The following is a 22,017-nucleotide window of genomic DNA, read 5'->3' on the forward strand; positions in this document are numbered from 1 at the left end:
TGGTGCGGACAGTCTCGAATCATGCGCACGAACCCCGCAAACCAACCGCCGACCCAGTCCCCGCCAGTCTGGCTGCGGGCCGTCATGGCCGCCGACCGAACCGGATCGGCCTGGTACGTCGGTACCGGATTCTTCTTCGCGCCGGTATTGCTGCTGGTGTCGCCATGGCCCGCGCTGACGAATGTGCTGTGGGTGGTCATCGCCGTCACCGGCTTGTGGCTCGGTCTGCTCGGCGTCGCGATGGCGACCGGTCTCGCGATGGTGCTGCGCTCCGGCGCGGAGCTGTCCGACGATTACTGGCAGTCGCTGCTCGATTATCCGGACGGGCCCAAGATCACTGCGCGACAGCTGATTTCGCGTTAGCGCCGGTGTAGTCGACCTGCCAGTGCTTGATGCCGTTCAGCCAGCCGGACCGCAGCCGCTCCGGCTCGCTGAGCGGACGCAGGTCCGGGAGATGGTCGGCGATGGCGTTGAACATCAGGTCGATCGTCATGCGGGCCAGGTTCGCCCCGATGCAGTAGTGAGCGCCGGTCCCGCCGAACCCGACGTGCGGATTCGGGTCCCGCATGATGTTGAACGTGTACGGGTCGTCGAACACTTCTTCGTCGAAGTTGGCCGACCGGTAGAACATCACCACCCGCTGGCCCTTCTTGATCGGCACTCCGCTGAGCTCGGTGTCCTGCGTCGCGGTGCGCTGGAACGAGGTGACCGGCGTCGCCCAGCGGACGATCTCGTCGGCTGCCGTCGCCGGACGTTCGCGCTTGAACAGTTCCCACTGGTCCGGGTGCTCGGCGAAGGCCATCATGCCCTGCGTGATGGTGTTGCGGGTCGTCTCGTTGCCCGCCACCGCCAGCAGGATGACGAAGAATCCGAACTCGTCGTCCGAGAGCTTGTGGCCCTCGACGTCGGCCTGCACCAGCCGGGTCACCAGATCGTCGCGCGGATTGGCGCCCCGGTCGGCGGCCATGGCCATGCCGTACATGATCAGCTCGACCGACGCCGTGATGGCGTCATTGCCCGCGAATTCGGGGTCCATGTCGCCGACCATCTGATTGGACCAGTGGAACAGCTTCTTCCGGTCTTCCTGCGGTACCCCCATCAACCCCGCGATCGCCTGCAGCGGCAGCTCACACGACACCTGCTCGACGAAATCGCCGTAGCCCTGGGTGGCCGCCTCCTGCACGATCTGTTGTGCGCGCCGGCTCAGCTCGTCGCGCAGTAATTCGATGGCCCGCGGCGTGAACATGCGCGAGATGATCTTGCGCAGGTGGGTGTGGTGCGGCGCGTCCATGTTCAGCAGCACGAATTTCCCGCGCTCGATCTGCTCGGTGACGGTGCCGTCCTGGTACCGGGGAATGGCTGTCTTCACCTGGCTGGAGAACACGTCGCTGCGGCGGGACACTTCCTTGACGTCCTTGTGTCGCGTCACCACCCAGTAGCCACCATCGTCGAAGCCACCCTTGCCCATGGGCTGTTCGTTCCACCAGATCGGCGCGACGTGGCGCAGTTCGGCCAGCTCCGTGACCGGCAGCCGCTGCGCATAGATATCGGGGTCGGTGAAGTCGAATCCGGCTGGGATATCGGGTGCCGCCATGTGACGCTCCTCACTCTGCAACGTGTTCCAATTTAGTACCGCGTGCCGGTCGGAGCCGCAAGGTTATGCCGATAATTCGGCGCAGATTCTGGGCGAATGTCGATGCCCGCCGAAGGGCCGCGCACTATTCGTCGTAGCCGATCCGGCTGGTGCGGGACCGTCACGGCGCGGGACGCCGGCAGGGATTCGTACGGCCGCACCACATTGATCCGGCAAATTCCCAGCAATACCGCAGTCACCTGTAGCACCATTGGTTACCGCAGACGGACGGGAGGGCAACACATGAGAATCCTGGACAGCGTCAAGTTCCGCGCCGTAGGTCTGGCCTGCGCAGCGTTGCTGCTGCCGATCACGCCGGCGGCCGCCGCGTGGGCCGACGACACCACCGCGCCGGTCGACCAGTCGGCCGCGCCGATCGATCCGCCGCCGCCCGCGGATCCCAAGCCGGCTCCGGTCGGCAAGCCGGTCCCGGTGGCAAATGCCGCACCGGTGCCGCACCTGTCCAGTCCCGAGAATCTGCCGCCGTACACCACGACCACCGCGGAAGGGTCGCAGGACACCGACCAGCTGTCGTATCTGCGCGATGTGTGGCATGCCGTCCAGGAGCGCGAGATCAGCCCGAAGCAGGCCCTCGTGCTGCTGGCGCAGCGCCCGATGGACGCCGACGCGGCACCGCCCGCGGGGATGCCCGCCGGTCCGCAGGCGCCGGTCGCCGCTCCGGCGCCCGCCCCGGAGGGCCCGGTCGGCTAGTTCGGCCGGCCGGCGTCGCGCACTGCCGTGAGTGCCTGGTCGACAACCCGGTAGCACTCGCACGCGATCTGCCGTAGTCCGGCGCGGTCGACGATCTCGATGTTGCCGCGCCGGTAGGTGATCAGGCCCTCGCGCTGCATCCGCGCCGCTGTGTCGGAGATCGTCGGGCGCTGCACGCCCAGCATCTGCGAGAGGCTTTCCTGGGTGCTCGAGAACTGTTGGCAGTCGTAGCGGTCATGAGCGGCCAGGAGCCAGCGCGCCAACCGGGCCCGCGCCGAGTGCTGGCTGATGCACAGCACGTTCTGCGCCATCTGGATGAGCAGATAGTCGGTGAACCGGTCGATGGCGTCGTGCCACGGCCCGCCTTCTGTGGTCGCCCGGAGAAATTCCGCGACCGGAACGTAGGCGGTGTCGCCGGCGCACCAGCAGATGACGGTCTGGCGGCTGTTGCGCGCGCCCAGGTGGCCGGCGATGCCGACCAGGCCTTCTGATCCGACGGTGCCCACTTCGATCCCGGCGCCGTGTTCCGATTCGGCCAGGACCGAATAGACCGAATCGAGGGGAAAGTGGATGTGGCTCAACGGGTTTCCGGCCCGTTGCGCGACATGACCGATGGGGCTGAAGTCGACCTGGATGTGCGGCAGCAATCGATCGAGGCGGTCGCTGTCGAATGTTGCGAGCACCGCGTTGCGGTGCAGATCGCTCACCGCAGCCCCATGCCCACTCATGCAAGCTACTCGACACGTGCGCCGTCCCGATACGGTCTCGCCGCTTTCGGTGTTTGCTATGTCAGAGAGCTGACATAGCGGCTAGTATTTGCGGGCCGACGGTCAGCACGGCCTGGCATAGCCCTCATAGAGATCGAAGATTGGTTCCGTATGCCTGATGCACTGGCCGATGATGCCGATGCCGACAACGCGTCCGAGCACTGGGAAGTCGCCGCGGTATTGGCCGGTGGCGATTCGCCGAAAGCCGGCGGATTCAAGTTCTTCGTCGCCGATCAGCGGTGGGTGTGGTCCGAAGAGGTGGCCCGCATGCACGGGTACGCGCCGGGACAGGTGGAGCCCACGACCGAGTTGCTGCTGAGCCACAAACACCCCGACGACCGGGCCCGGGTGGCCGAAATACTGGACCGCGTGCGGTCGGGAGGCCTGTTCAGCAGTCGGCACCGGATCATCGACGTCGATGGCAAGACCCACTGGATGGTGGTGGTCGGTGACCACGTGACCGACGAGTCGGGTCAGGCGATCGGGACGCAGGGCTACTACGTCGATGTCACCGAAACCATGCAGGCCGACCTCACCTCGGAGATCAAAGAGGTCGTGAAATCCCGTGCCACCATCGAGCAGGCCAAGGGCATCCTGATGGCGGCATACGGCATCGACGCCGACCGCGCGTTCGACATCCTGACGTGGCGCTCGCAGCTGACGCACGTCAAGGTCAAGACCGTCGCGGCACAGTTTCTCGAGGCCGTCATGCGGGAGGGGCTGTCGCCCGAAAGCGTCAGCACCATCGACCGGCTGCTCCTGCCGAACGACCCGGTCGCCACCTAGTCAGGCCGTCAGCGCCTCGATCCGGGCCGGCACGTGCTTGTGCCAGGGGGTCCCGGCGAACGAGTCGCGCCAGTCCGCCGAGGTCAGGTTGTTGGGCGCCACACCGGGCACCCGCTTCCCGCCGTCGGCCTCGGTGAAGTCCACGCCGAACCCGTTGGGCAGCGAGGCGTGGCCGGGCAGCATGACGTCGGTGACCTCCACCGCGGCTTCCGCGGTGCCGGCGGCCGTCGTGATCCGGGCCCGGCCGCCGTCGACCAGTCCCAGTGCCGCGGCGTCTTCCACGCTGACCCGCAGTGCGCCGTCGGCGTCGCGCCGGCGCCAGTCCGGGTCCCGGATGATGTCGTTGGCGGTGAACGCCCGTCGCTCGCCGGCCGAGAGCACGATCGGGTACTCGTCGGAGATCAGCGGCGGCCGGTCGGTGGCGAGCGCGCCGAGTTCTGTGAGCATCTCGGGTATCTCGAGCGCGAACCGGCGGTCGGCGTGGGTGACCAGGCTCCAGTCGTCCTCGTATTCGTGCACCGTGAACGTCACCCCGGACCGGCCTTCGAGGATCGCGGTGAACAGCGCGTTGCCGTCCGCATGACCGGCCCGCCGGACCGCGTCGGGATACGTCATCGCGGCCTTCTGCGCCAGCCCCCACAACGCGGCCGCGCCGGCCAGTCCGTCCGGCAGCGTCGGGCCCAGGGTTTCGTACAGCACGTACGGCAGCACCCGGCCGAGCGACGGATTGGCGCCGACCGCGCCGAAGAAGGCTCCGAGATAGGCGTCGAGGCCCTCGCGGGCGGCCCGGCGCAGCGGGTCGAGTTCGCCGTCGTCGACGACGCCGAGCGCGCGGACCAGCCGCGCCCAGATCTCGGGTTCGGGCAGGGTGCCGGGCAGCGGCGTCATCAGCCGGTGGCGCAGATGGAAGGTGTTGTGCGGGAACTCGAGGTTGAAGAACGTGGCCTCGGGTTTCTCGAACTGGCTCGCCGCCGGCAGCACGTAGTGGGCCAACCGGGCGGTCTCGGTCATCGCGACGTCGATGACGACCAGCAGCTCCAGCGCGCCGAGCGCTTCCTGCACCGCGGCGGAGTCGGCGATCGAATGCGCGGGGTTGCTGCTCTCGACGATCATGGCGCGGAAGCGGTCCGGGTGGTCGGTCAGGATCTCCTGCGGCACGACGTTGGACGGCAGCAGCCCGGCGATGATGGGCGCGCCGGTCACCGGCGAGCGGCCCACGCCACCCGCCGCGAACAGTGGCGCGAACGACGAATGCAGATGCTGCGCACCGCGTTTGGCGAAGTTGCCGGTCAGGATCCACAACATCTTGTTGAGGTAGGAGCACAAGGTGCTGTTGGGCGCCTGCTGCACACCGAGGTCCTCGAACACCGAAACGCTTGCCGCTGCGGCAATCCTGCGCGACGCGGCGCGCAACAGGTCGGCGTCGACGCCGCAGCGCCGGGCGAACTCGTCGACGTCCACAGCGCGCAGGGCGTCCCGCACCGGTTCGACGCCGGTGACGTGTTCGGCGAGAAACGCCTCGTCGCAGAGGTTTTCCTGGACCAGGACCGCGGCCAGGGCCGACAGGCACCAGGCGTCCGTCCCGGGCCGGACCCGCAGGTGGAAGTCGGCCATCTTGGCGGTGTCGGTGAATACGGGATCGATGACGATCATCGACCGCTGCGGGTCTTTCGCGATGTCCTGCAGCACGGTACGGGCGCGCGGGAAACTCTGCGACATCCACGGGTTCTTCCCGATGAACACCGATACCTCGGCGTGCTCGAACTCGCCGCGGGTGTGTCCGCCGTAGAGCTGTGCGTCGACCCAGAACTCACCGGTCTTCTCCTGCGCCAACGCATTCGACCGGTACCGGCTGCCGAGCGCCTTGAGGAAGGCGCCGCTGTAGGCGCCGCCGAGGTGATTGCCCTGGCCGCCGCCGCCGTAGTAGAAGATCTTGTCGCCACCGTGCTCGTCGCGGATCCGCGCGAAGCCGTCGGCGATCTCGGAAATCGCGGTGTCCCAGTCGATTTCCTCGTAGGTGCCGTCGGGCCGCCGGCGCATCGGCGAGGTGAGACGGTCGCGGTTGTTCTGGTAGTGGTCCAGCCGCAGTGCCTTGTTGCAGGTATAGCCCTGCGAGGCCGGATGTGCCTTGTCCCCGCGGATTTTCGACAGCGTCCGGCCCTCGAGCTGGACGACGATGCCGCAGTTGCACTCGCACAGGATGCAGGCGGTCGACTGCCAGTCGGCCTGGGTTTGGGTCATGACGGCGCCTTCCGTTGGGTGAGGGCGGCAGTTACGAGGGTGCGCAGCTGCGGATGCACGAGGTCCAATGGGGTGATGGAAGCGGTGGTGCGGGCCACCAGCACGGCGCCTTCGATGGCGGTGGTGGCGAGCATGGCCAGTTCGGCGGCTTGTTCGGCGGATGCACCGTCGGCGCGCAGCTGTGCTTCGAGCTGGGCGAGCCAGCGGGTGAAGGCAGCGGCGGCCCGTTCTATGACGGGCGGGTTGTCGGCCTCGACCGCGACCGCGACCACGGGGCAGCCGGCCCGGAAGCCGGTCTCGGTGAGTTGCGTGCGGAAGCCGTCGACCAGCACGTCGAGTGCCTCGAGTGCGGTGCCGGCCTTCGCGATCCGGCGGGCGATGTGCTCGCTGGCGAAATCGATTGCCTCGCAGAGCAGTTCGGTGCGACCACCCGGGAAGTGATGGTACGCCGAGCCGCGGGGTGCCCCGCTGTGGGCGAGCACGTCCGAGATGGCCGTCGATTGCGCGCCGCGCTCGCGGATGAGCAGTGCCGCAGACACGATCATGCGTTCACGTGGACCAGACATCCGCGCCCTTCCGGTGGATTATGTATGCAACCATACATAATCCAGGGTCACGGGTCCATGCCCCGTGCCGAAATCAGTTACGCCTCGGATCGCAGTCGCATAGTGGCTGTTGCTTTTTCGGTGACTGATCAATCGCCTGCTATGTCCCTATTTGATGTGTCAGGCGATTGGTGGTCTGTACAGCACCCAGCTGGCCCTAGATGGCCGGTTGGGTGTTGTACAGACGATGGATGTTGATGACGGTGGCGGCGAGGTTAAGTTCAGCGGTCACCGCAGCCAGTCCGCGGCGGGCGAAGCGGCGGAGTTTGATCTGTTCTTTGAGGTGGGCGAAGACGGGCTCGACGGTAGCGCTGCGGCGTTTGTAGCGTTCGGCGTTGGCGGGATTGCGTAACCGGTAGCGCATCGCGTCTTGAGGATCGAGGTCCGGTGGTGGCTCCCCGCTGGTGGGGTCCTCACGTACGTCGGCGTACAGGTCACGGTTCTTGCCCGGGGCGATGAGCCGTTCGGGTCCAGTGGCGGTCAGGTTCTCGTCGGTGAAATAGCCCGAATCCATCAGCACCAGGCCGATCTTCTTGCCCAGCCCATCAGCCTGTGTGGTGGCTTCGGCGATGGCCGGCAGATAGCAGTGGGTGTCGTTGGCGTCCTGGCTGGTGTGTACGCCCAGCACGTAATGATCGTCGGTGACAATGAATTGGGCGTTGTAGGCCTGCACCGATCCGCCGCCGCTGCCTTCGGTCATCAACCGGGAGTCGGGGTCGGTGATGTTCACCGGATCGGCTACGGCACCGCGGGCATGCGCCCGGTCCGCACGCCGATCACGTGCTCGAGCGGCTTTACCGCGCAGGTCAGGCTGATGCCCGGCGGCGATGTCCGCCTGGACCTTGGCCAAGTCCTTCTGCGCGGCCTTGATCTTGCATCGGGCATCGCCGCGGGTCTTGGCCGCGGCAGCTCCTGGGACGCCTTCGACCTGATCAATATTGTTGCGGGCACGCTGAATTCGTGCCTGGTGGTAGCGCACCGGGTCCACATTGCCCGGGGGCCGCCCGACCGGGCCGCCAGCGGCGACCCGGGCCAGGTACTCCTCGGCGGCCTTCTGATCGTGCGCATCGGCTGCAGCGTCGGCGTCGCGGCGGCGCTGCAACTCAGAGACGGCTTTGGCGATGTTGGCCGCCCGGCCACTGTGACGGGCGAACTGCTCGGGCAGCCCCTGACCGCCGCCTGGCCCGTCGCCGGACTCGGCGTCTTCGGCGGCATCAGTGGCCACCGCCTCGTCGACCACGGTCTGCGCGATCTGGGCGCTGATCCGCTCGACCTCGCGTTGCACCGATTCCGATGACCGGTTGGCTCCTCGGGACGCGTTCGCGGCGATCTTGCTGCCGTCGATGGATACCACCCCGACCTTGACCATCCCCTGCGCCGAGCACAACGCCAACACCTGGGCGAACAGGCTTGTGAACGCGTCCTGATGCGTGGCGCGGAACCGGGCGATCGCGCTGTGATCGGGAGCGTCCTGGGCGCACAGCACCCGAAAAGCCACATGGTCGACACACAACTGCTCGATACGCCGCGATGAGCCTTCCCCACTGGCATAGGCATAGATCAGCAATGCCAGCAGCATGTCTGGGTCATACGCCCGCCGGCCGGCACCGCCCAGCTTGCGGTTAGCGTGGAACGCCGCGGTATCCAGCGCCTTCACGACCTCGATCACGAACCAGACCAGATGATCTTCCGGCAACCAGTCAATCATGTTGGGCGGCAACAGAAACTGCTGGTCACGTACCACCGGACGATACCCACGAGCCACACCCAAGTATCGCGAGAATGGCACCCTCAGTCACGCACCGCGGCCCGCGATTCTGCAACAGCCACATACTGACCACGATCCGAGGCGCAAACGGCGTTGTGCTCGGGTAGCTACGCCTCGATCACACGGACGCGGCTTCGTTCAGTTCCTCGAGCCGGCCGGTGGCCTCCAGGTACTCCTGCACCCAGCGCTCGATCACCGCGGCGGTCTTCTCGACCTTCGTGAACTGGCCGACCACCTGGCCGACGGGGTTGAACGCGACGTCGACGCTCTCGTTGGGGTACTTGTGCGTGGCCGCCACCGCCATGCCGGAAACCATGTACTGCAACGGCATTCCGAGCGGCTTCGGGTTGCCTTCCTTCTCCCACGCCTCGGTCCAGTCGTTGCGCAGCATCCGCGCCGGCTTGCCGGTGAACGACCGGCTGCGCACGGTGTCCTTGCTGCTGGCCTTGGCGTAGGCGGCGTGCTGCTGCTCGGAGTGTTCGCTCTCCTCGACCATCACCCACTGTGAACCGGTCCACGCGCCCTGTGCGCCGAGCGCCAGCGCCGCGGCGATCTGCTGGCCGCTGCCGATGCCACCGGCGGCCAGCACCGGCACCGGCGCGACCTCCTTGACCACCTGCGGCCACAGCACGATCGAGCCGATCTCACCGCTGTGCCCGCCGGCCTCGCCGCCCTGGGCGATGATGATGTCGACGCCCGCGTCGGCGTGCTTGCGGGCCTGCGACGGCGAGCCGCACAGCGCGGCGACCTTGCGGCCCTCGGCATGGATGTGGTCGATCATGTCCTTCGGCGGGGTGCCCAGCGCGTTGGCGATCAGCGTGCACTTCGGGTGCTGCAGCGCGACCTCGACCTGCGGGGTCGCGGTGGCCTCGGTCCAGCCGAGCAGCTGCAGGGCGTCGTCGTCGCTGTGGTCGACCGGCACGCCGTGGTCGGCGAGGAGCTTCTTCGCGAAGTCCAGGTGCTCCTGCGGCACCAGCGCGTTGAGCTGCTTCTTGAGCACGTCGGGATCCAGGTCGACCTGATCCATGCCCTCGTACTTGTTGGGGATGACGATGTCGACGCCGTAGGGGTGGTCGCCGATGTTCTCGTCGATCCACTTCAGCTCGATCTCGAGCTGTTCGGGGGAGAAGCCGACCGCGCCCAGGACGCCGAAGCCGCCGGCTTTGCTGACGGCCACGACCACGTCGCGGCAGTGGGTGAAGGCGAAGATCGGGTATTCGATGCCGAGTTGGTCGCAGATAGCGGTACGCATTGGGGTTCCTTGTGCTGGGGCCGAGGCGGAAGCGGCAAAACTGAAACGTGTTCTAATTTAGTACCGCGTGACGGTCCGGCGCGCAAGGCTACGCGCGGATTCGGGCCCAGATTTCGGGCGACGACCGTTCCAGAAGCTCAGCGACGGGTGAGTCGTCGTAGCCAGCCCGGCCGAGCGCTGGGCGCGGCGGCCGCGCGGACCACCGTCCACCCGAGTCGCTCCGCTTCGGCGGCCAGCCCGGGCCGCGGATTGACCGGAATCGGGTGCCCCACGACGCGCATCAGCGGCAGGTCCTCGTCGCCGTCGGCGTAGAAGTAACTCTGTTGCAGGTCAACCTGATTCGCCTGGCTGAACGCCTCGACCGCGGCGGCCTTGCGGTGGCCCCAGACGATGGGCCGCACGATGTCGCCGGTGAGGGCGCCGTCGGCATCGACGGTGAAGTGGTTGCAGATGACGTGCTCGACCCCGAGATAACGGGCCAGCGGCATCACGTGCATGGTCAGGGCCGACGAACTCAGCACCACCGTGTGGCCGGACCGCTGGTGGGCGCGCACGACCTCGCGCATGGTCGGGAAAATCCTGGCCTGCACGTGGCTGTGGAACAGCTGCTCGCCGAGTGCCTCCTGCTCGGCGAGGGACTCGCCGCGCAGGTAGCCGGCGGCGCGCACCAGCAAGCGCTCGAACTCCATGCGGCGCAACTTGTATCGCACCGTCGCCTCGAGAATTCCGGTGAGCTCACCGAAAGCCGCCTGCCGCTGCCGGAACCGGTGGGCGGCATGCACGGTCGCGATGAAACCGGACACCAGCGTGCCGTCGACGTCGAAGAACGCGCCGACGTTCGACTTCTCCGCGCCGGCGTCCGCGGTGTCATCGGCGTCGATCGCAGCGATCGGCCCCGTGATCGGCCCGGCGTTCGGCGCAGACATGCTGACCAGTATGCCGGGCCTCCCGGCTACCCATCGGCCGCACGGTAGCGTGACCCGGCATGGGACGCGTGGACGGAAAAGTTGCACTGATCACTGGCGGCGCTCGGGGGATGGGCGCGGCGCACGCCCGGATGCTGGTCGGCGAGGGTGCCAAGGTCGTCATCGGCGACATCCTCGATGAGCCGGGCGAGGCGCTGGCCGCCGAACTCGGGGACGCCGCCCGCTACGTCCACCTCGACGTCACCGACGCCGAGCAGTGGGCAACCGCGGTCGCCACTGCCACCGAACAGTTCGGCCTGCTGAACGTCCTCGTCAACAACGCCGGCATCAGTGCCCTCGGCAAGATCGGCGAGTTCGACATGGCCAAGTGGCAGAAGTGCATCGACGTCAACCTCACCGGCACCTTCCTGGGCATGCAGGCGGTCGTCGCGCCGATGCGGGAGGCCGGCAGCGGCTCGATCATCAACATCTCGTCCATCGAAGGCATGCGCGGCGCGACGCTGCTGCATGCGTACGTCGCGTCCAAGTGGGCCGTGCGCGGGCTGACCAAATCGGCGGCCATCGACCTGGGCAAGGACAAGATCCGCGTCAACACGATCCTGCCGGGCTTCATCCGCACGCCGATGACGAAGTACTTCCCCGACGACATGATGATCGCGCCGCTGGGCCGTCCCGGGCAGTCCGATGAGGTAGCGACCTTTGTGGTGTTCCTGGCCAGCGACGAATCGTCGTTTGCCACCGGTAGCGAGTTCGTCGTCGACGGCGGCCTGACGACCGACGTGCCGCATAAGTTCTGACCTCAGCGATTCCGGAACTGCCGGTCTGACGGGGCACAATGAGGTGCCCCCACATCGCGCATTCGGTTGTAGAAGCGCGTTCAGATGCTGTCATTTCGGAGGGAGCAGGGCTATCTCAACCGAGTTGCGCCGCGGTGCAGTGCTGGGTGCCGTCATGTCTCTGGTGCTGCTGTTCGCGTGCACCGGTGATCTGCCGCGCCTGCTGAGGCCCATGAGCGCAGCCGCCGAAGTGGAGCTCGCGCAAGGCTGGCAGCTGTCGTCCGCGCAGGGCATGGTGGCCACCGGCGCGCAGCTCAGCCTCGACGGATTCCCGGCCGCCGGACCCGGCTGGCACCAGGTGCGGCACATGCCGGCGACGGTGCTCGAGGCACTGCAGGACGACGGCACCTACCCGGACCTCTACTACGGCGACAACCTGCTGACGAAGGTGCCACAGGACCTGTACAAGCAGGACTGGTGGTACCGCACCACATTCGTCGCACCGGCGGGGCACTCGACGTACCGGCTCAACTTTCCCGGCATCAACTACCGGGCCGAGATCTGGCTCAACGGGCGCCAGATCGCCGACAGCAAGCAGGTCGCGGGCATGTACGTCGATCACACGCTGGACGTGTCGAAGTGGATCGACCGCGGCCGCAGCAACACCCTCGCCGTCAAGGTCACCCCGGAGCGGGCGCTGCAGGACGTCGACGGTGTGGAGCTGGCCGACAGCTGGTTCGACTGGATCAACTGGAACTACCTGGGCTACCAGGGGCCCGGTAAGAACCCGGCGAACGGCAACTCGTTCGTGGCGGACCGCAACGCCGGCATCCTCAAGCCCGTCACCCTGAAGATGTCCGGCGACGTGGCGATCACCGATGCCACCGTGAACAGCCAGCTGCCGCTGCCGCGCACCGACAGTGCCCAGCTGAGTGTCCGGTCGGGTCTGACCAACTATTCCGGCGAGCGGATCAACGGTGTCGTGCGGGCGACCATCACCCGCGCCGGCAAGGCGGACATCGACATCGAGCGGCCGGTGTCGCTCGGTCCGGGGGAGAGCCGCGACGTCACGTTCAGCCCCGGCGACTACGAGGCGCTGCGGGTCTCGCACCCGGACCTGTGGTGGCCGTACACCATGGGCCGGCCCGACCTCTACGACCTCCGTATCCAGTTTCTGCAGTACGGCCAGGCCACCGACGAGTTGAAGCAGCGCTTCGGCATCCGGTCCATCGAGCAGGGGCGCGACGGCAGCGAGGAGTTCCCGCAGCTGGGTTCGGGCGGCAACTTCTACCTCAAGGTCAACGGCCGCGACTTCCTGGCGCGCGGCGCCACCTACACGCCCGACCTGCTGTACCGCGACGACCCCGACCGCGACAACGCGATCCTGCGCTACGTCAAGGATCTGGGTCTGAACATGATCCGGATGGAATCGAAGATTCCGGGTGCGCGCTTCATCGAACGGGCCGACGAACTGGGCATCCCGCTGATGGTGGGCTGGATGTGTTGCAACCAGTGGGAGAAGTGGCCGCAGTGGGGCCAGGAGGACCACCGGGTCGCGCAGGACAGTCTCCGGTCGCAGATCATGATGCTGCGATCGCACGCGTCGGCATTCGTCTGGGCCAACGCCAGCGACGGGCACCCGCCCGCCGACATCCTCGCGCAGTACCACGAGATTCTGCGAAAGCTGCACTGGCAGAACGCCGTTGTCGACACGGTGTCGTCCTACACGACCGATTCCTCGGGTAACCGGCTGTGGGACGGCATTCAGATGGCCGGTCCCTACACATGGCGGCCGCCGGCGTACTGGTTCGACGGCGACTATGCCGCCGCCCGCGGTGCGTCCGCCGAGCAGGGCGACAACGAGCACATCCCGCCGTTCGCGAGTCTGCGCAAGTTCATCCCGCCGGACAAGCTGTGGCCGATCAACGACATGTGGTACTTCCACGCCGGTTCCAACCCCGGCAACGAGGCTCTCGCGAGCATCCGTGACGCCGTCGTGCAGCGCTACGGGTCCTCCACTGGCGCTGAGGAATTCACGCGCAAGGCGCAGTTGGCGCACTACGAGGCGACGCGGGCCCAGTTCGAGTCGTTCGCCGCCCTGGGCTGGGCGGACCGCAAGATGACGATCTACTGGATGCTCAACAACCACTGGCCGTCGTTCTTCGGCAACATCTTCGACTACTACCTGCGGCCCGGCGGTGCGTACTACGGCGCGAAGAAGGGCCTGCAGCCGCTGTCGGTGACGTTCGATTCGTACGCGACCGGCGACCACAGCACCGCCAAGATCAGCATCACCAACCAGAGCCCGGAGAACGCCGTCGGGCTCCGGGTCCGCACCCGGATCTACGACATCAACGGGAACGTTCGTGACGACCGCACCAGCGATCCGTACGACGTCGTCTCCGGTGCCGCCGCCGTGGCGATGACGCTGCCGCGCGAAGTGCCCGACTCGCGCGTGTTCTTCGTGCGGTGCGAGCTGCTGAACCCGGTCGGTGAGGTCATCGCCGACAACGACTACTGGCAGTCGCAGCAGGACGACATCGGTGACCCCCGCAAGGACGTCGCCTTCGAGCTGCACCAGACCGCGTGGGCCGACATGACGCCGCTGAACTACATGACGAAGGCCCGCCTGGAGGTCAGCGCCGCCGGCACGGTGAACGGTGACGGCCAGCAGGTCGTCGACATCACGCTGCGCAACCCGACCAAGCAGGTCGCGTTCTTCGAGCGGGCCGAGCTGACCACCGCTCCCGACGCCGACGAAATCCTGCCCATCGAGTACAGCGACAACTACGTCACGGTGTACCCGGGGGAGACCGCGCACGTCCGGGGGCTGGTGCCGAAACCGGGCGTGAACGCGGGCTGGGTCCGGGTCGGCGGCTACAACACGCCGCCCGTGACGGTCCCGGTGACCGGCAGCCGTCCGCCGCAGGACTCGGCGGAGGCGGCCGCGCGGGCCTCGGTGGCCGACCCCGGTCTGGCCGAGCCCGACGTCCGGCCCGCGGCGCCCGACGCGGTACCGCGGGTCCCGAGACCGGGCGCATAGGACATGATGGTGAGTCGACGTGAAGGAGAAACACATGGCTGACGAACGCTCCGCACTGGCCGAGCGCACCGCCGCAAGCGGGTGGCAGCGGCACACGGACGACCGCGTCGACGTCTACCTGCGTGGCGCGTCCCGGGTCCGTGTGATCTGGCGCGGTGACGACGCGATCAGCGGCGGCACGCGGTTCCAGGACGACATCATGGAGCAGTACACGCGCGAGCTCGACACCGTGCGCGCCTGGCTGGCGGTCTGACCCGGCCCGCAGCGCCGTACCCTGATCGCCATGGGCGTGCGTGCGGGCATCGTGGTGACCGGGACCGAAGTTCTCACCGGCCGGGTCCAGGACCTCAACGGGCCGTGGCTGGCCGATCGGCTGCTCGAACTCGGCGTCGAGCTGGCCCACATCACCATCTGCGGTGACCGGCCCGAGGACATCGAAGCGCAACTGAATTTCCTTGCCGCACAAGGTGTCGACCTGATCGTCACCAGTGGCGGGCTCGGGCCGACGGCCGACGACATGACCGTCGCCGTGGTGTCGAAGTTCTGTGGCCGCGAGCTGGTGCTCGACGAAGCGCTCGAGGAGCGCATCGCGGAGATCCTGCGGTCCTTCATGGGCCGGTTCCCGGGCGCCGATTTCGAGGCGGTGCGGGCGGCCAACCGTAAACAGGCACTGGTGCCGGCGGGCGACGGCGTCGAGATCCTCGACCCCGTCGGCACGGCACCGGGTGTCGTGGTCACCCGGGCCGGCGGCGCACCGACGGTGATCGTGCTCCCCGGACCGCCCCGCGAGCTGCGGCCGATGTGGAGCCGCGCCATCGAGACGGCGACGGCGCAACGTGCGATCGCCGGCCGCACGGTCTACCGCCAGGAGACCATCCGGATGTTCGGGCTACCCGAGTCCGGGCTGGCCGAGACCCTGCGGGAGGCCGAGACCCTGGTGCCCGGCTTCGCGGGGCTGGAGATCACGACGTGTCTGCGTCGCGGCGAGTTGGAGATCGTCACCCGCTACGAACCCGATGCCGCCGACAGCTACCGGCAACTGGCCGCGTTGCTGCGTGAGCGTCATCCGCACGATGTCTTCTCCGAGGACGGCGCACTGGTCGATGATCAAGTGGCGCAACTCCTTTCGGGCCGCACCATCGCGACGGCCGAGTCGTGCACGGCGGGTCTGCTGGCGGCGCGCCTGGCCGACCGGCCCGGCTCCTCGGCCTACCTGGCCGGTGGCGTGGTGTCGTACTCGAACGAAGCCAAGGCCGACCTGCTCGGCGTCGATCCCGCGCTGATCGCGGCCCACGGTGCGGTATCCGAACCGGTGGCCGAGGCCATGGCGGCCGGGGCGCTGCGGCGGTTCGGCGCCGACGTCGCCGTGGGCATCACCGGCATCGCCGGTCCCGGCGGCGGTAGCGACGAAAAGCCGGTCGGCACAGTGTGTTTCAGTGTCGGTCTGGCCGACGGCGCGTACCACACGCGGACCTTTCACCTGCCCGGCAACCGGGCCGACGTCCGGGAGCGGTCCACGACCGTCGCAATGCACATGCTGCGCCGCGTCCTCAGCGGTCAGCCCGCGACGGTCTGACCGCCTCTACTGCGCGGCCAGGTCGGCGGCGTCCCAGACCTCGAGAATCTTGGTCAGGATGTCCTCGGGCACACCGAGACCCGCGAGGTGACTCTCGCCCGGCAGCGTGTACATCTCGGCGTCGGCGATGCGCGCCACCGCGTGCTGGCCGTGGGCGTAGGGCACGATGTGGTCGGCATCGCCGTGCCACCAGCGCACCGGCACCTTGATGTCCTCGAGCCGGAAGCCCCAGTCGCGGGCGAACACGACGATGTCGGCGAACGGTGCGGCGAGTTGCTTGCGGCTGCCGTTGAGCAGGTCGTCGAGGAACATCGCCTTGAACTCTGGGCGGCTCAGCAGGTTCCGGTCGCCGTCGGGGGAAATCCGGGCGTACAGATCCAGGGCGGGGGAGCCGAACGGCCCGATCAGCTTGATCAGCGAGCCGGCCACCCAGCGGATGGGGGTGTCGGCGACCTCGATGATCGGCCGGACGATCTTGGCCAGTTCCATCAGGCCGCTGCTGATGCCGTCCTCGCCGATCAGCGGTGCGACGCCACCGAGCACCGCGGCCATGACCACCCGGTCGGGCATGGCGGCCGCGGTGGCCAGCGTGTAGGGGCCGCCGCCGGACAGGCCGATCACCGCGAACCGGTTGATGCCGAGGGTGTCGGCGATGGTCCGCAGATCGTCGGTGAACCCGAGCACGTTCTCGTACTGGTGCGGCGTCGAGGATCCGATGCCGGGGCGGTCGATGCCGATCAGCCGGATGTTCTTGCGGGCGGCGAAACTGCGGGCCTCGGTCGGGATCTGCCGGCGCGCGCCGGGCGTCCCGTGCAGCCAGAACACCGCCCGCCCCTGCGGGTTCCCGAACTCGGCGAAACCGATCTGGCGGTCCTCGCCGACGGCGATGTTGCCTTCCAGCTTCGGGCGATCGATCGATATGACCATTACCGAATTGTTGCACGCAGATTTCCGCCGCAGTGGGCGGCCTCAGGGGCGCGGGTAGCGGTCCGCCCAGGGTGCGGCCTGCTCCAGCTGCCGGGCCAGTTGCAGCAAGATGGTCTCGTCCGGCGCCATCAGCTGGACACCGATGGGCAGTCCCTCGGTGGTGCGGCCCAGCGGCAGGGAAATGGCGGCCCAGCCCGTCACATTGGCCAGCGACGTCCAGCCGGTGGTGGCGAACTCGACGTCGAAGAATTCCCGGGTGCCGGCGCGGGGCTGGTCGAGTAGGCCGTACGGCGGCGGTCCGGACAGCAGTGTCGGCACCAGCAGGACGTCGTGGCCGGCCATCCCGGCGGCGAACCGCCGGGTCTGGTCGTGGATGGCCGCGATGGCTTGGGCGTAGGCCAGGCCGGTGGTGGCGAATCCCTCGCGGATCATCATCCAGGTGCTCGGTTCGAACTCGTCTTCGCGCGGCGGGCGCCCCAGGTGCGCCGCGGCCAGCTCATGTAGTTGGACGTTGCTGACCCGGTGCAGCACCGCGACGGCGTCGGCGACAGCGTCTGCATCGATGCTCGGCGCCGACGGCTCGACGTGGTGGCCCAGGGCCGCCAGCAGCGCGCCGGTGGCCTCGACAGCGGCGGCGACCTGCGGGTCGGTGCCCGGCCCCGGGAGCGGCGAATCCACCGCGATCGCGATGCGTTGCGCCGCCGGGGTCTGCGCGATGGCGTCGAGGAACGGCTGGGCGGGCAGGGGAGCCGAGTACGGGTCGCCCGGCGCGCCACCGGTGACGGCGTCGAGCAGCGCCGCGCAGTCGCGGACGGTGCGGGTGAGGGCGTGCTCGTTGACCAGTCCCTCCAGCCCGTGCCCGGCGCTGGGCGCGAACGAGGTCCGGGCGCGGCGCGGTTTGAGGCCGACGACGCCGCAGCATGATGCCGGCACCCGGATCGAGCCGGTCCCGTCGCCACCGGAGGCGGCGGCCACGATGCCGGCGGCGACGGCGGCGGCGGACCCGCCGCTCGACCCGCCCGGGGTGACCTCCGGTGACCACGGATTGACCGTCGGCCCGAACAGGGACGGTTCGGTGGTGCAGTGGTTGCCCCACTCCGGGGTGTTGGTCTTGCCGAAGATCACCAGCCCGGCATCCAGATACCGCTGGACGATCCAGGCGGTCTGGTCGGCGACGTGGCTGCGCAGCGCCCGTGACCCCATGGCCTCCGGGGCGCCGGCCAGCGACGCCCCGAGGTCCTTGAGCAGGAACGGCACCCCGGCCAGCGGTCCGGCCGTGCCGGTGCGCAGCGCGCCGGACTCGTCGAGCCGGCGCGCCTGTTCGCGGCCGCGGTCGAACAGGTCGGTGACCACGGCGTTGAGCGGGCGCGCCGATTCGAGCCGGGTGATCGCGGCCTCCAGCAACTCGGCGCTGCTCACCGCGCCGCTGGCCACCAGCTGCGCCTGCCCGATGGCATCGTCCATGCGATCGGTCACCCGGCCTTGCTGTCCACGCGGGTCTTCCACAGACTCGCCACCGTCGTGATGACGAGCGTGACGATGATGACCGCCAGCGACAGCAGCGTGGGAATCTGCGGTACGTGCACGGGCTCGCCGCCGTTGATGAACGGCAGTGTGTTCTCGTGCAGCGCGTGCAGGACCAGCTTCACGCCGATGAACGCGAGGATGAAGGCCAGGCCCTGCGACAGGTACACCAGCCGCTTGAGCATGTCGCCGAGCAGGAAGTACAGCTGGCGCAGCCCCATCAGCGCGAAGACGTTGGCGGTGAACACCAGGTACGGCTCCTGGGTGAGGCCGTAGATCGCCGGGATCGAGTCGAGCGCGAACAGCAGATCGGTGGTGCCCAGCGCGATGATGACGAGGATCATCGGGGTCAGCACCCGCTTGCCGTTCACCACGGTGTGCAGCTTGCTGCCGTCCCACTGGTCCGAGGCCTTGAGGTATTTGCGGGCGAACCGCACCATCGAGTTCTCGGCGTCGTCGTCGTGCTCGGTGTCGCGGGCCAGCTTGATCGCGGTGTACACCAGGAACGCGCCGAACAGGTAGAAGATCCACGAGAACTGCGAAATGGCAACGGCGCCAAGGGCAATGAAGATGCCACGGAAGATCAGCGCCAGGATGATGCCGATCAGCAGCACCTCCTGCTGCAGGACCCGCGGCACCTTGAAGCTGGCCATGATGATCAGGAAGATGAACAGGTTGTCGACCGACAAGCTGTATTCGGTGAGCCAGCCCGCGAAGTACTCGACGCCGTATTCGCCGCCGTGGAACTGCCATACCCAGATGCCGAAGGCGACGGCGAGGCCGATGTAGAGCGCCAGGTAGCCGGCGGTTTCGCGGTTGGTGGGTTCATGTGGGCGGCGGCCGATCACCACCACGTCGAAGAGCAGTACGGCGATCGTCACCCCGAGGGTGATGGACCATTCCAGCGTTGAAACATTCATGCGAGGGTGCCTCCGGGCGTCAGAAAACGACCGAGGTCTCTACCACCGCCGAAGCGGCCCGCGGCACCGGCTGCCCGACATTGGGCAACGTGATGACGACACCGCGGCGAAGGAATACTCCCCTCGAGAACCATTATCGCAGACGCCGGCGTCACGCCGTGACCAGGACGGTCAACTGCGCCCCGTCGCGCTCGACGCGCATGCCGGCACGGCGGGCGACGGCGGCGACGCCGGCGGCATCGCTCGGTTCGGCGCGGCTGCCGGCGAGCGCCCGGGCCAACCGGCCCTTGTGGGCCTTGTTGAAGTGGCTGACGACGGTGCGCCGGCCGTCGGGGTGTTCGGTGTAGACGTCGACGGTCACCGCGCCGGGAATCTTGCCGAGCGCCTCGTACGAGCCGGACCGCAGATCGACGATCAGCTCCTGTTGCTGGAATTGCGCCAGCACGGGTTCCAGGACCGGCTTCCAGCGGCTGGCGAGAGTGCCGCCGGCGGGCAGTTTCGACGCCGCCGAAAGCCGGTACGCCGGAATCGGGTCATCGGCGCGCAGCAGTCCGAACAGCGCCGACCCGACGGCCAGCCGCGAGCGAGCGCGGGTCGCGGTGGCGCCGCGCAGCGAGCCGACGTCGAGGGCGTCGTACAGCACCCCGGTGTAGCGGTCGATGGCCGGCATCGTCGGGGCGCTGCGCAGTTCGGCGTTGCGCTGGATCTCCGAGTCCTGTGACGCGGAGATGGCGAGGGCCTTGCGGCTCGCCTCCGGGCTGGCTGCGAGCTCGACGAGTTCATCGACCAGTGCCGCGCGCAGTGGCGTGAGTTCGGGCACACTGAGCGCGCCGAGCCGCAGCGGCGCTCCGTCTCCACCTGGGCGCTTGGTCTCAGAGGGCGGCAGCAGCACGATCACGGCGAAGACGGTAGCCGACGCTGGTTGGTACGACGCGTACCATCTACCTGTCAATCGTAGGTGTTTGCTTTGCCGCTGTGGTCGAGGTGGCCTAAAGTTCGGTACCTACTGACGTCGGGGCAGAGGTCGGTGGGCCGAGGTTCGTACCTGCGGTGATTACCAGGGAAATGCTGGGGTGGTTATGGGTAGGAACGCCAAGTTCGCCGTTGACATGCGGGTTCGCGTCAACCGTGGCGACGCCAAAGACGTGCGTGGGGTGATCGTCGAGGACTACGGCGATCATGCGGGCTATTCGGTCGATGTCGGTGAGGACCATATTGTCGACGCGGCACGCCGCTGGGCCGTCCTGCTGGACAGTGGCACTCTCGTTTTCGCCGACGACGCCCATCTGAAGCCGGAGTAATTCCGGTCATCCGGAAGCGATGAGCAGCGGGACCAGCTGCTCGGCATCTGTCCACGACCCGTGCTGCCCGATCAGGGCAGATTCCAGCGGCTCGACCGTCCGACGTACAAATCCGGCGTTGTCCCGGGCCGCTGCCACGACATCGCCGATGCGGCTGCGCGCCGCGTCACTGACCCGCGCGCCGAACCAGCCCTCTTCGATGGCCTGCTCCCGGGTACGAACCCAGGCCTTGGCGCCCAACGTTTCTCGCCACCCGTCGGCGACTGCACCGGCTGCCCCGTCGGCGACATAGACGTGCCGTGCGCGCGCCTCCCCGGCGACGGCGACGACACCGTCCAACAGGTCCGGGCGCGCATCGATGTCGACGACGTCGGCCTCGGCGAGGTTGACCATGCCGTGGTCGGCGACGACCGCCAACAGCCCGCCCGCAGGCAGGGCATCGACGATCGATTCGACCAGCCGGTCCACCTGCCGCAACTGCATGCGCCACGCCGTCGACCCCGCGCCGTACAGATGGCCGAGCATGTCCAGGTCGGCGTGGTAGCCGTAACAGAAGCCGCCGTCGGCGACCGCCTGCTGCACTCGGGCCGCGAGGTCGCCGAGGCGATGCACCCCGACGTACTGGCCACCGCGCAGCACCGCGCGGGTCAGGCCGGAATTGGTGAATTCGGCGCCCGAGATGACGCTCACCGCCACGCCGGCGGCCGTGGCCTGACCGAACGTGGTCGGTAGCGGTTGCACTTCCTCGGGCACCAGCGCGTCCCGCAGATCGGCGCCGAACGGATGGGGCGTCCAACGCAGCGCGTTCACCACACCATGGTCGGGAATCCGGAACGAGTAGCCGACCATGCCGTGTTCGCCCGAGCGCCGGCCGGTGCCCACCGCCGCCAGCCCCGCCGCGGTGGTGGCGGGGTAGCCGACGCGCAGATTCCGGCCGCGAAGTCCTGCCAGTACCGGCGCGTCGTCGGCGAAGGTGTCGAGCAGCTGGGCGCCGAGACCGTCGATCAGCAGGACGCACGCGCCGCGGATGCTGCCAGGCAGGTCGATGGGAAAGTGCACACCGTCGCGTTGGGCTCCGGTCACGCCCATCGCGGCCAGTACGGCCGGCACCACGTCGGCCAGATGCGGAGTGTCGGGCTGCGGGCTCGGGACATCCATGGCCGCGAGCTTAAGGATTTCCCCGACGAAGTAAATGCAATTACCGCCATCGGCACCGAGGGTGAATTCCTATTCGGCGTCGTGAATAGGGGAAACGCAATTA

20 protein-coding genes are annotated in these 22,017 nt (G+C 68.0%); 8 read left to right on the forward strand and 12 right to left on the reverse strand.

Features of this window, described 5'->3' with window-relative positions; genetic code table 11:
* Positions 1-21 precede the first annotated feature (21 nt).
* Entirely contained in the window at positions 22-363 is a 342-nt protein-coding gene (locus tag ACJEIK_RS13875; protein WP_061001222.1) for a hypothetical protein, read from the forward strand.
* On the opposite strand, the gene ACJEIK_RS13880 is transcribed toward ACJEIK_RS13875, so the two are convergent.
* On the reverse strand, positions 335-1,594 hold the full coding sequence (locus ACJEIK_RS13880; protein WP_061001221.1) for a cytochrome P450: 1,260 nt from the start codon (positions 1,592-1,594) through the stop codon (positions 335-337). The two genes, ACJEIK_RS13875 and ACJEIK_RS13880, sit on opposite strands and share 29 nt — an antisense overlap.
* Before the next feature lie 282 nt (positions 1,595-1,876).
* Here ACJEIK_RS13880 and ACJEIK_RS13885 point away from each other — a divergent pair, with 282 nt between their 5' ends.
* Entirely contained in the window at positions 1,877-2,344 is a 468-nt protein-coding gene (locus tag ACJEIK_RS13885; RefSeq protein ID WP_409431611.1) for a hypothetical protein, read from the forward strand.
* On the opposite strand, the gene ACJEIK_RS13890 is transcribed toward ACJEIK_RS13885, so the two are convergent.
* A complete protein-coding gene (locus ACJEIK_RS13890; RefSeq protein WP_138249380.1) occupies positions 2,341-3,072 on the reverse strand; it encodes a Crp/Fnr family transcriptional regulator in 732 nt (243 codons plus the stop codon). The genes ACJEIK_RS13885 and ACJEIK_RS13890 overlap by 4 nt on opposite strands.
* 150 nt (positions 3,073-3,222) lie before the next feature.
* On the opposite strand from ACJEIK_RS13890, the gene ACJEIK_RS13895 reads away from it, so the two are divergent.
* Positions 3,223-3,897: a PAS and ANTAR domain-containing protein gene (locus tag ACJEIK_RS13895; RefSeq protein ID WP_110783740.1), complete on the forward strand. Its 675-nt coding sequence runs from the start codon at positions 3,223-3,225 to the stop codon at positions 3,895-3,897.
* Here ACJEIK_RS13895 and ACJEIK_RS13900 read toward each other — a convergent pair whose 3' ends face one another.
* The 5 genes from ACJEIK_RS13900 to ACJEIK_RS13920 all read right to left on the reverse strand — a co-directional run bounded on the left by ACJEIK_RS13900 (position 3,898) and on the right by ACJEIK_RS13920 (position 10,689).
* A complete protein-coding gene (locus tag ACJEIK_RS13900; RefSeq protein ID WP_409431612.1) occupies positions 3,898-6,138 on the reverse strand; it encodes a molybdopterin-dependent oxidoreductase in 2,241 nt (746 codons plus the stop codon).
* Positions 6,135-6,704: a TetR/AcrR family transcriptional regulator gene (locus ACJEIK_RS13905; protein WP_409431613.1), complete on the reverse strand. Its 570-nt coding sequence runs from the start codon at positions 6,702-6,704 to the stop codon at positions 6,135-6,137. The genes ACJEIK_RS13900 and ACJEIK_RS13905 overlap by 4 nt, the downstream gene beginning before the upstream one ends.
* A gap of 196 nt (positions 6,705-6,900) precedes the next feature.
* On the reverse strand, positions 6,901-8,439 hold the full coding sequence (locus ACJEIK_RS13910; RefSeq protein ID WP_409431614.1) for a transposase: 1,539 nt from the start codon (positions 8,437-8,439) through the stop codon (positions 6,901-6,903).
* 190 nt (positions 8,440-8,629) lie between these two features.
* On the reverse strand, positions 8,630-9,763 hold the full coding sequence (locus ACJEIK_RS13915) for a nitronate monooxygenase (protein ID WP_061001216.1): 1,134 nt from the start codon (positions 9,761-9,763) through the stop codon (positions 8,630-8,632).
* Between the two features lie 137 nt (positions 9,764-9,900).
* A complete protein-coding gene (locus ACJEIK_RS13920; RefSeq protein ID WP_061001215.1) occupies positions 9,901-10,689 on the reverse strand; it encodes an HAD family hydrolase in 789 nt (262 codons plus the stop codon).
* 59 nt (positions 10,690-10,748) lie between these two features.
* On the opposite strand from ACJEIK_RS13920, the gene ACJEIK_RS13925 reads away from it, so the two are divergent.
* From ACJEIK_RS13925 to ACJEIK_RS13940, 4 genes are all read left to right on the forward strand, one after another.
* Positions 10,749-11,486 (forward strand): glucose 1-dehydrogenase, encoded by a 738-nt coding sequence (locus ACJEIK_RS13925; protein ID WP_133427448.1) that lies wholly within the window; start codon positions 10,749-10,751, stop codon positions 11,484-11,486.
* A 154-nt stretch (positions 11,487-11,640) separates the two neighbouring features.
* The gene (locus ACJEIK_RS13930; RefSeq protein WP_237162983.1) at positions 11,641-14,508 is read left to right on the forward strand and encodes a glycosyl hydrolase 2 galactose-binding domain-containing protein; all 2,868 of its coding nucleotides are present in this window, start codon (positions 11,641-11,643) and stop codon (positions 14,506-14,508) included.
* A gap of 34 nt (positions 14,509-14,542) precedes the next feature.
* Positions 14,543-14,761, forward strand: a complete 219-nt coding sequence (locus ACJEIK_RS13935; protein ID WP_036420352.1) for a hypothetical protein — start codon at positions 14,543-14,545, stop codon at positions 14,759-14,761.
* A 24-nt stretch (positions 14,762-14,785) separates the two neighbouring features.
* Positions 14,786-16,084, forward strand: coding sequence for a competence/damage-inducible protein A (locus ACJEIK_RS13940; protein ID WP_409431695.1), 1,299 nt, complete (start codon positions 14,786-14,788; stop codon positions 16,082-16,084).
* Positions 16,085-16,090: 6 nt separating this feature from the next.
* On the opposite strand, the gene ACJEIK_RS13945 is transcribed toward ACJEIK_RS13940, so the two are convergent.
* From ACJEIK_RS13945 to yaaA, 4 genes are all read right to left on the reverse strand, one after another.
* Positions 16,091-17,011, reverse strand: a complete 921-nt coding sequence (locus ACJEIK_RS13945) for an alpha/beta fold hydrolase (RefSeq protein ID WP_135355756.1) — start codon at positions 17,009-17,011, stop codon at positions 16,091-16,093.
* Positions 17,012-17,053: 42 nt separating this feature from the next.
* Positions 17,054-18,475 carry an amidase gene (locus ACJEIK_RS13950; protein WP_409431696.1) on the reverse strand — a complete coding sequence of 474 codons (1,422 nt, stop codon included), beginning with the start codon at positions 18,473-18,475 and terminating at the stop codon, positions 17,054-17,056.
* 8 nt (positions 18,476-18,483) lie between these two features.
* Positions 18,484-19,455, reverse strand: coding sequence for a TerC family protein (locus tag ACJEIK_RS13955; RefSeq protein ID WP_061005542.1), 972 nt, complete (start codon positions 19,453-19,455; stop codon positions 18,484-18,486).
* Between the two features lie 151 nt (positions 19,456-19,606).
* Positions 19,607-20,353, reverse strand: coding sequence for a peroxide stress protein YaaA (yaaA, locus tag ACJEIK_RS13960; RefSeq protein WP_409431615.1), 747 nt, complete (start codon positions 20,351-20,353; stop codon positions 19,607-19,609).
* Between the two features lie 181 nt (positions 20,354-20,534).
* Here yaaA and ACJEIK_RS13965 point away from each other — a divergent pair, with 181 nt between their 5' ends.
* Entirely contained in the window at positions 20,535-20,756 is a 222-nt protein-coding gene (locus ACJEIK_RS13965; RefSeq protein ID WP_036420312.1) for a hypothetical protein, read from the forward strand.
* 6 nt (positions 20,757-20,762) lie between these two features.
* Here ACJEIK_RS13965 and ACJEIK_RS13970 read toward each other — a convergent pair whose 3' ends face one another.
* Positions 20,763-21,914 (reverse strand): alkaline phosphatase family protein, encoded by a 1,152-nt coding sequence (locus ACJEIK_RS13970; protein WP_409431616.1) that lies wholly within the window; start codon positions 21,912-21,914, stop codon positions 20,763-20,765.
* Between the last annotated feature and the right edge of the window lie 103 nt (positions 21,915-22,017).

The sequence above is a fragment of the Mycobacterium sp. SMC-16 genome (assembly GCF_046250085.1).
In the GTDB taxonomy this organism is placed as follows: Bacteria; Actinomycetota; Actinomycetes; order Mycobacteriales; family Mycobacteriaceae; genus Mycobacterium; species Mycobacterium phocaicum.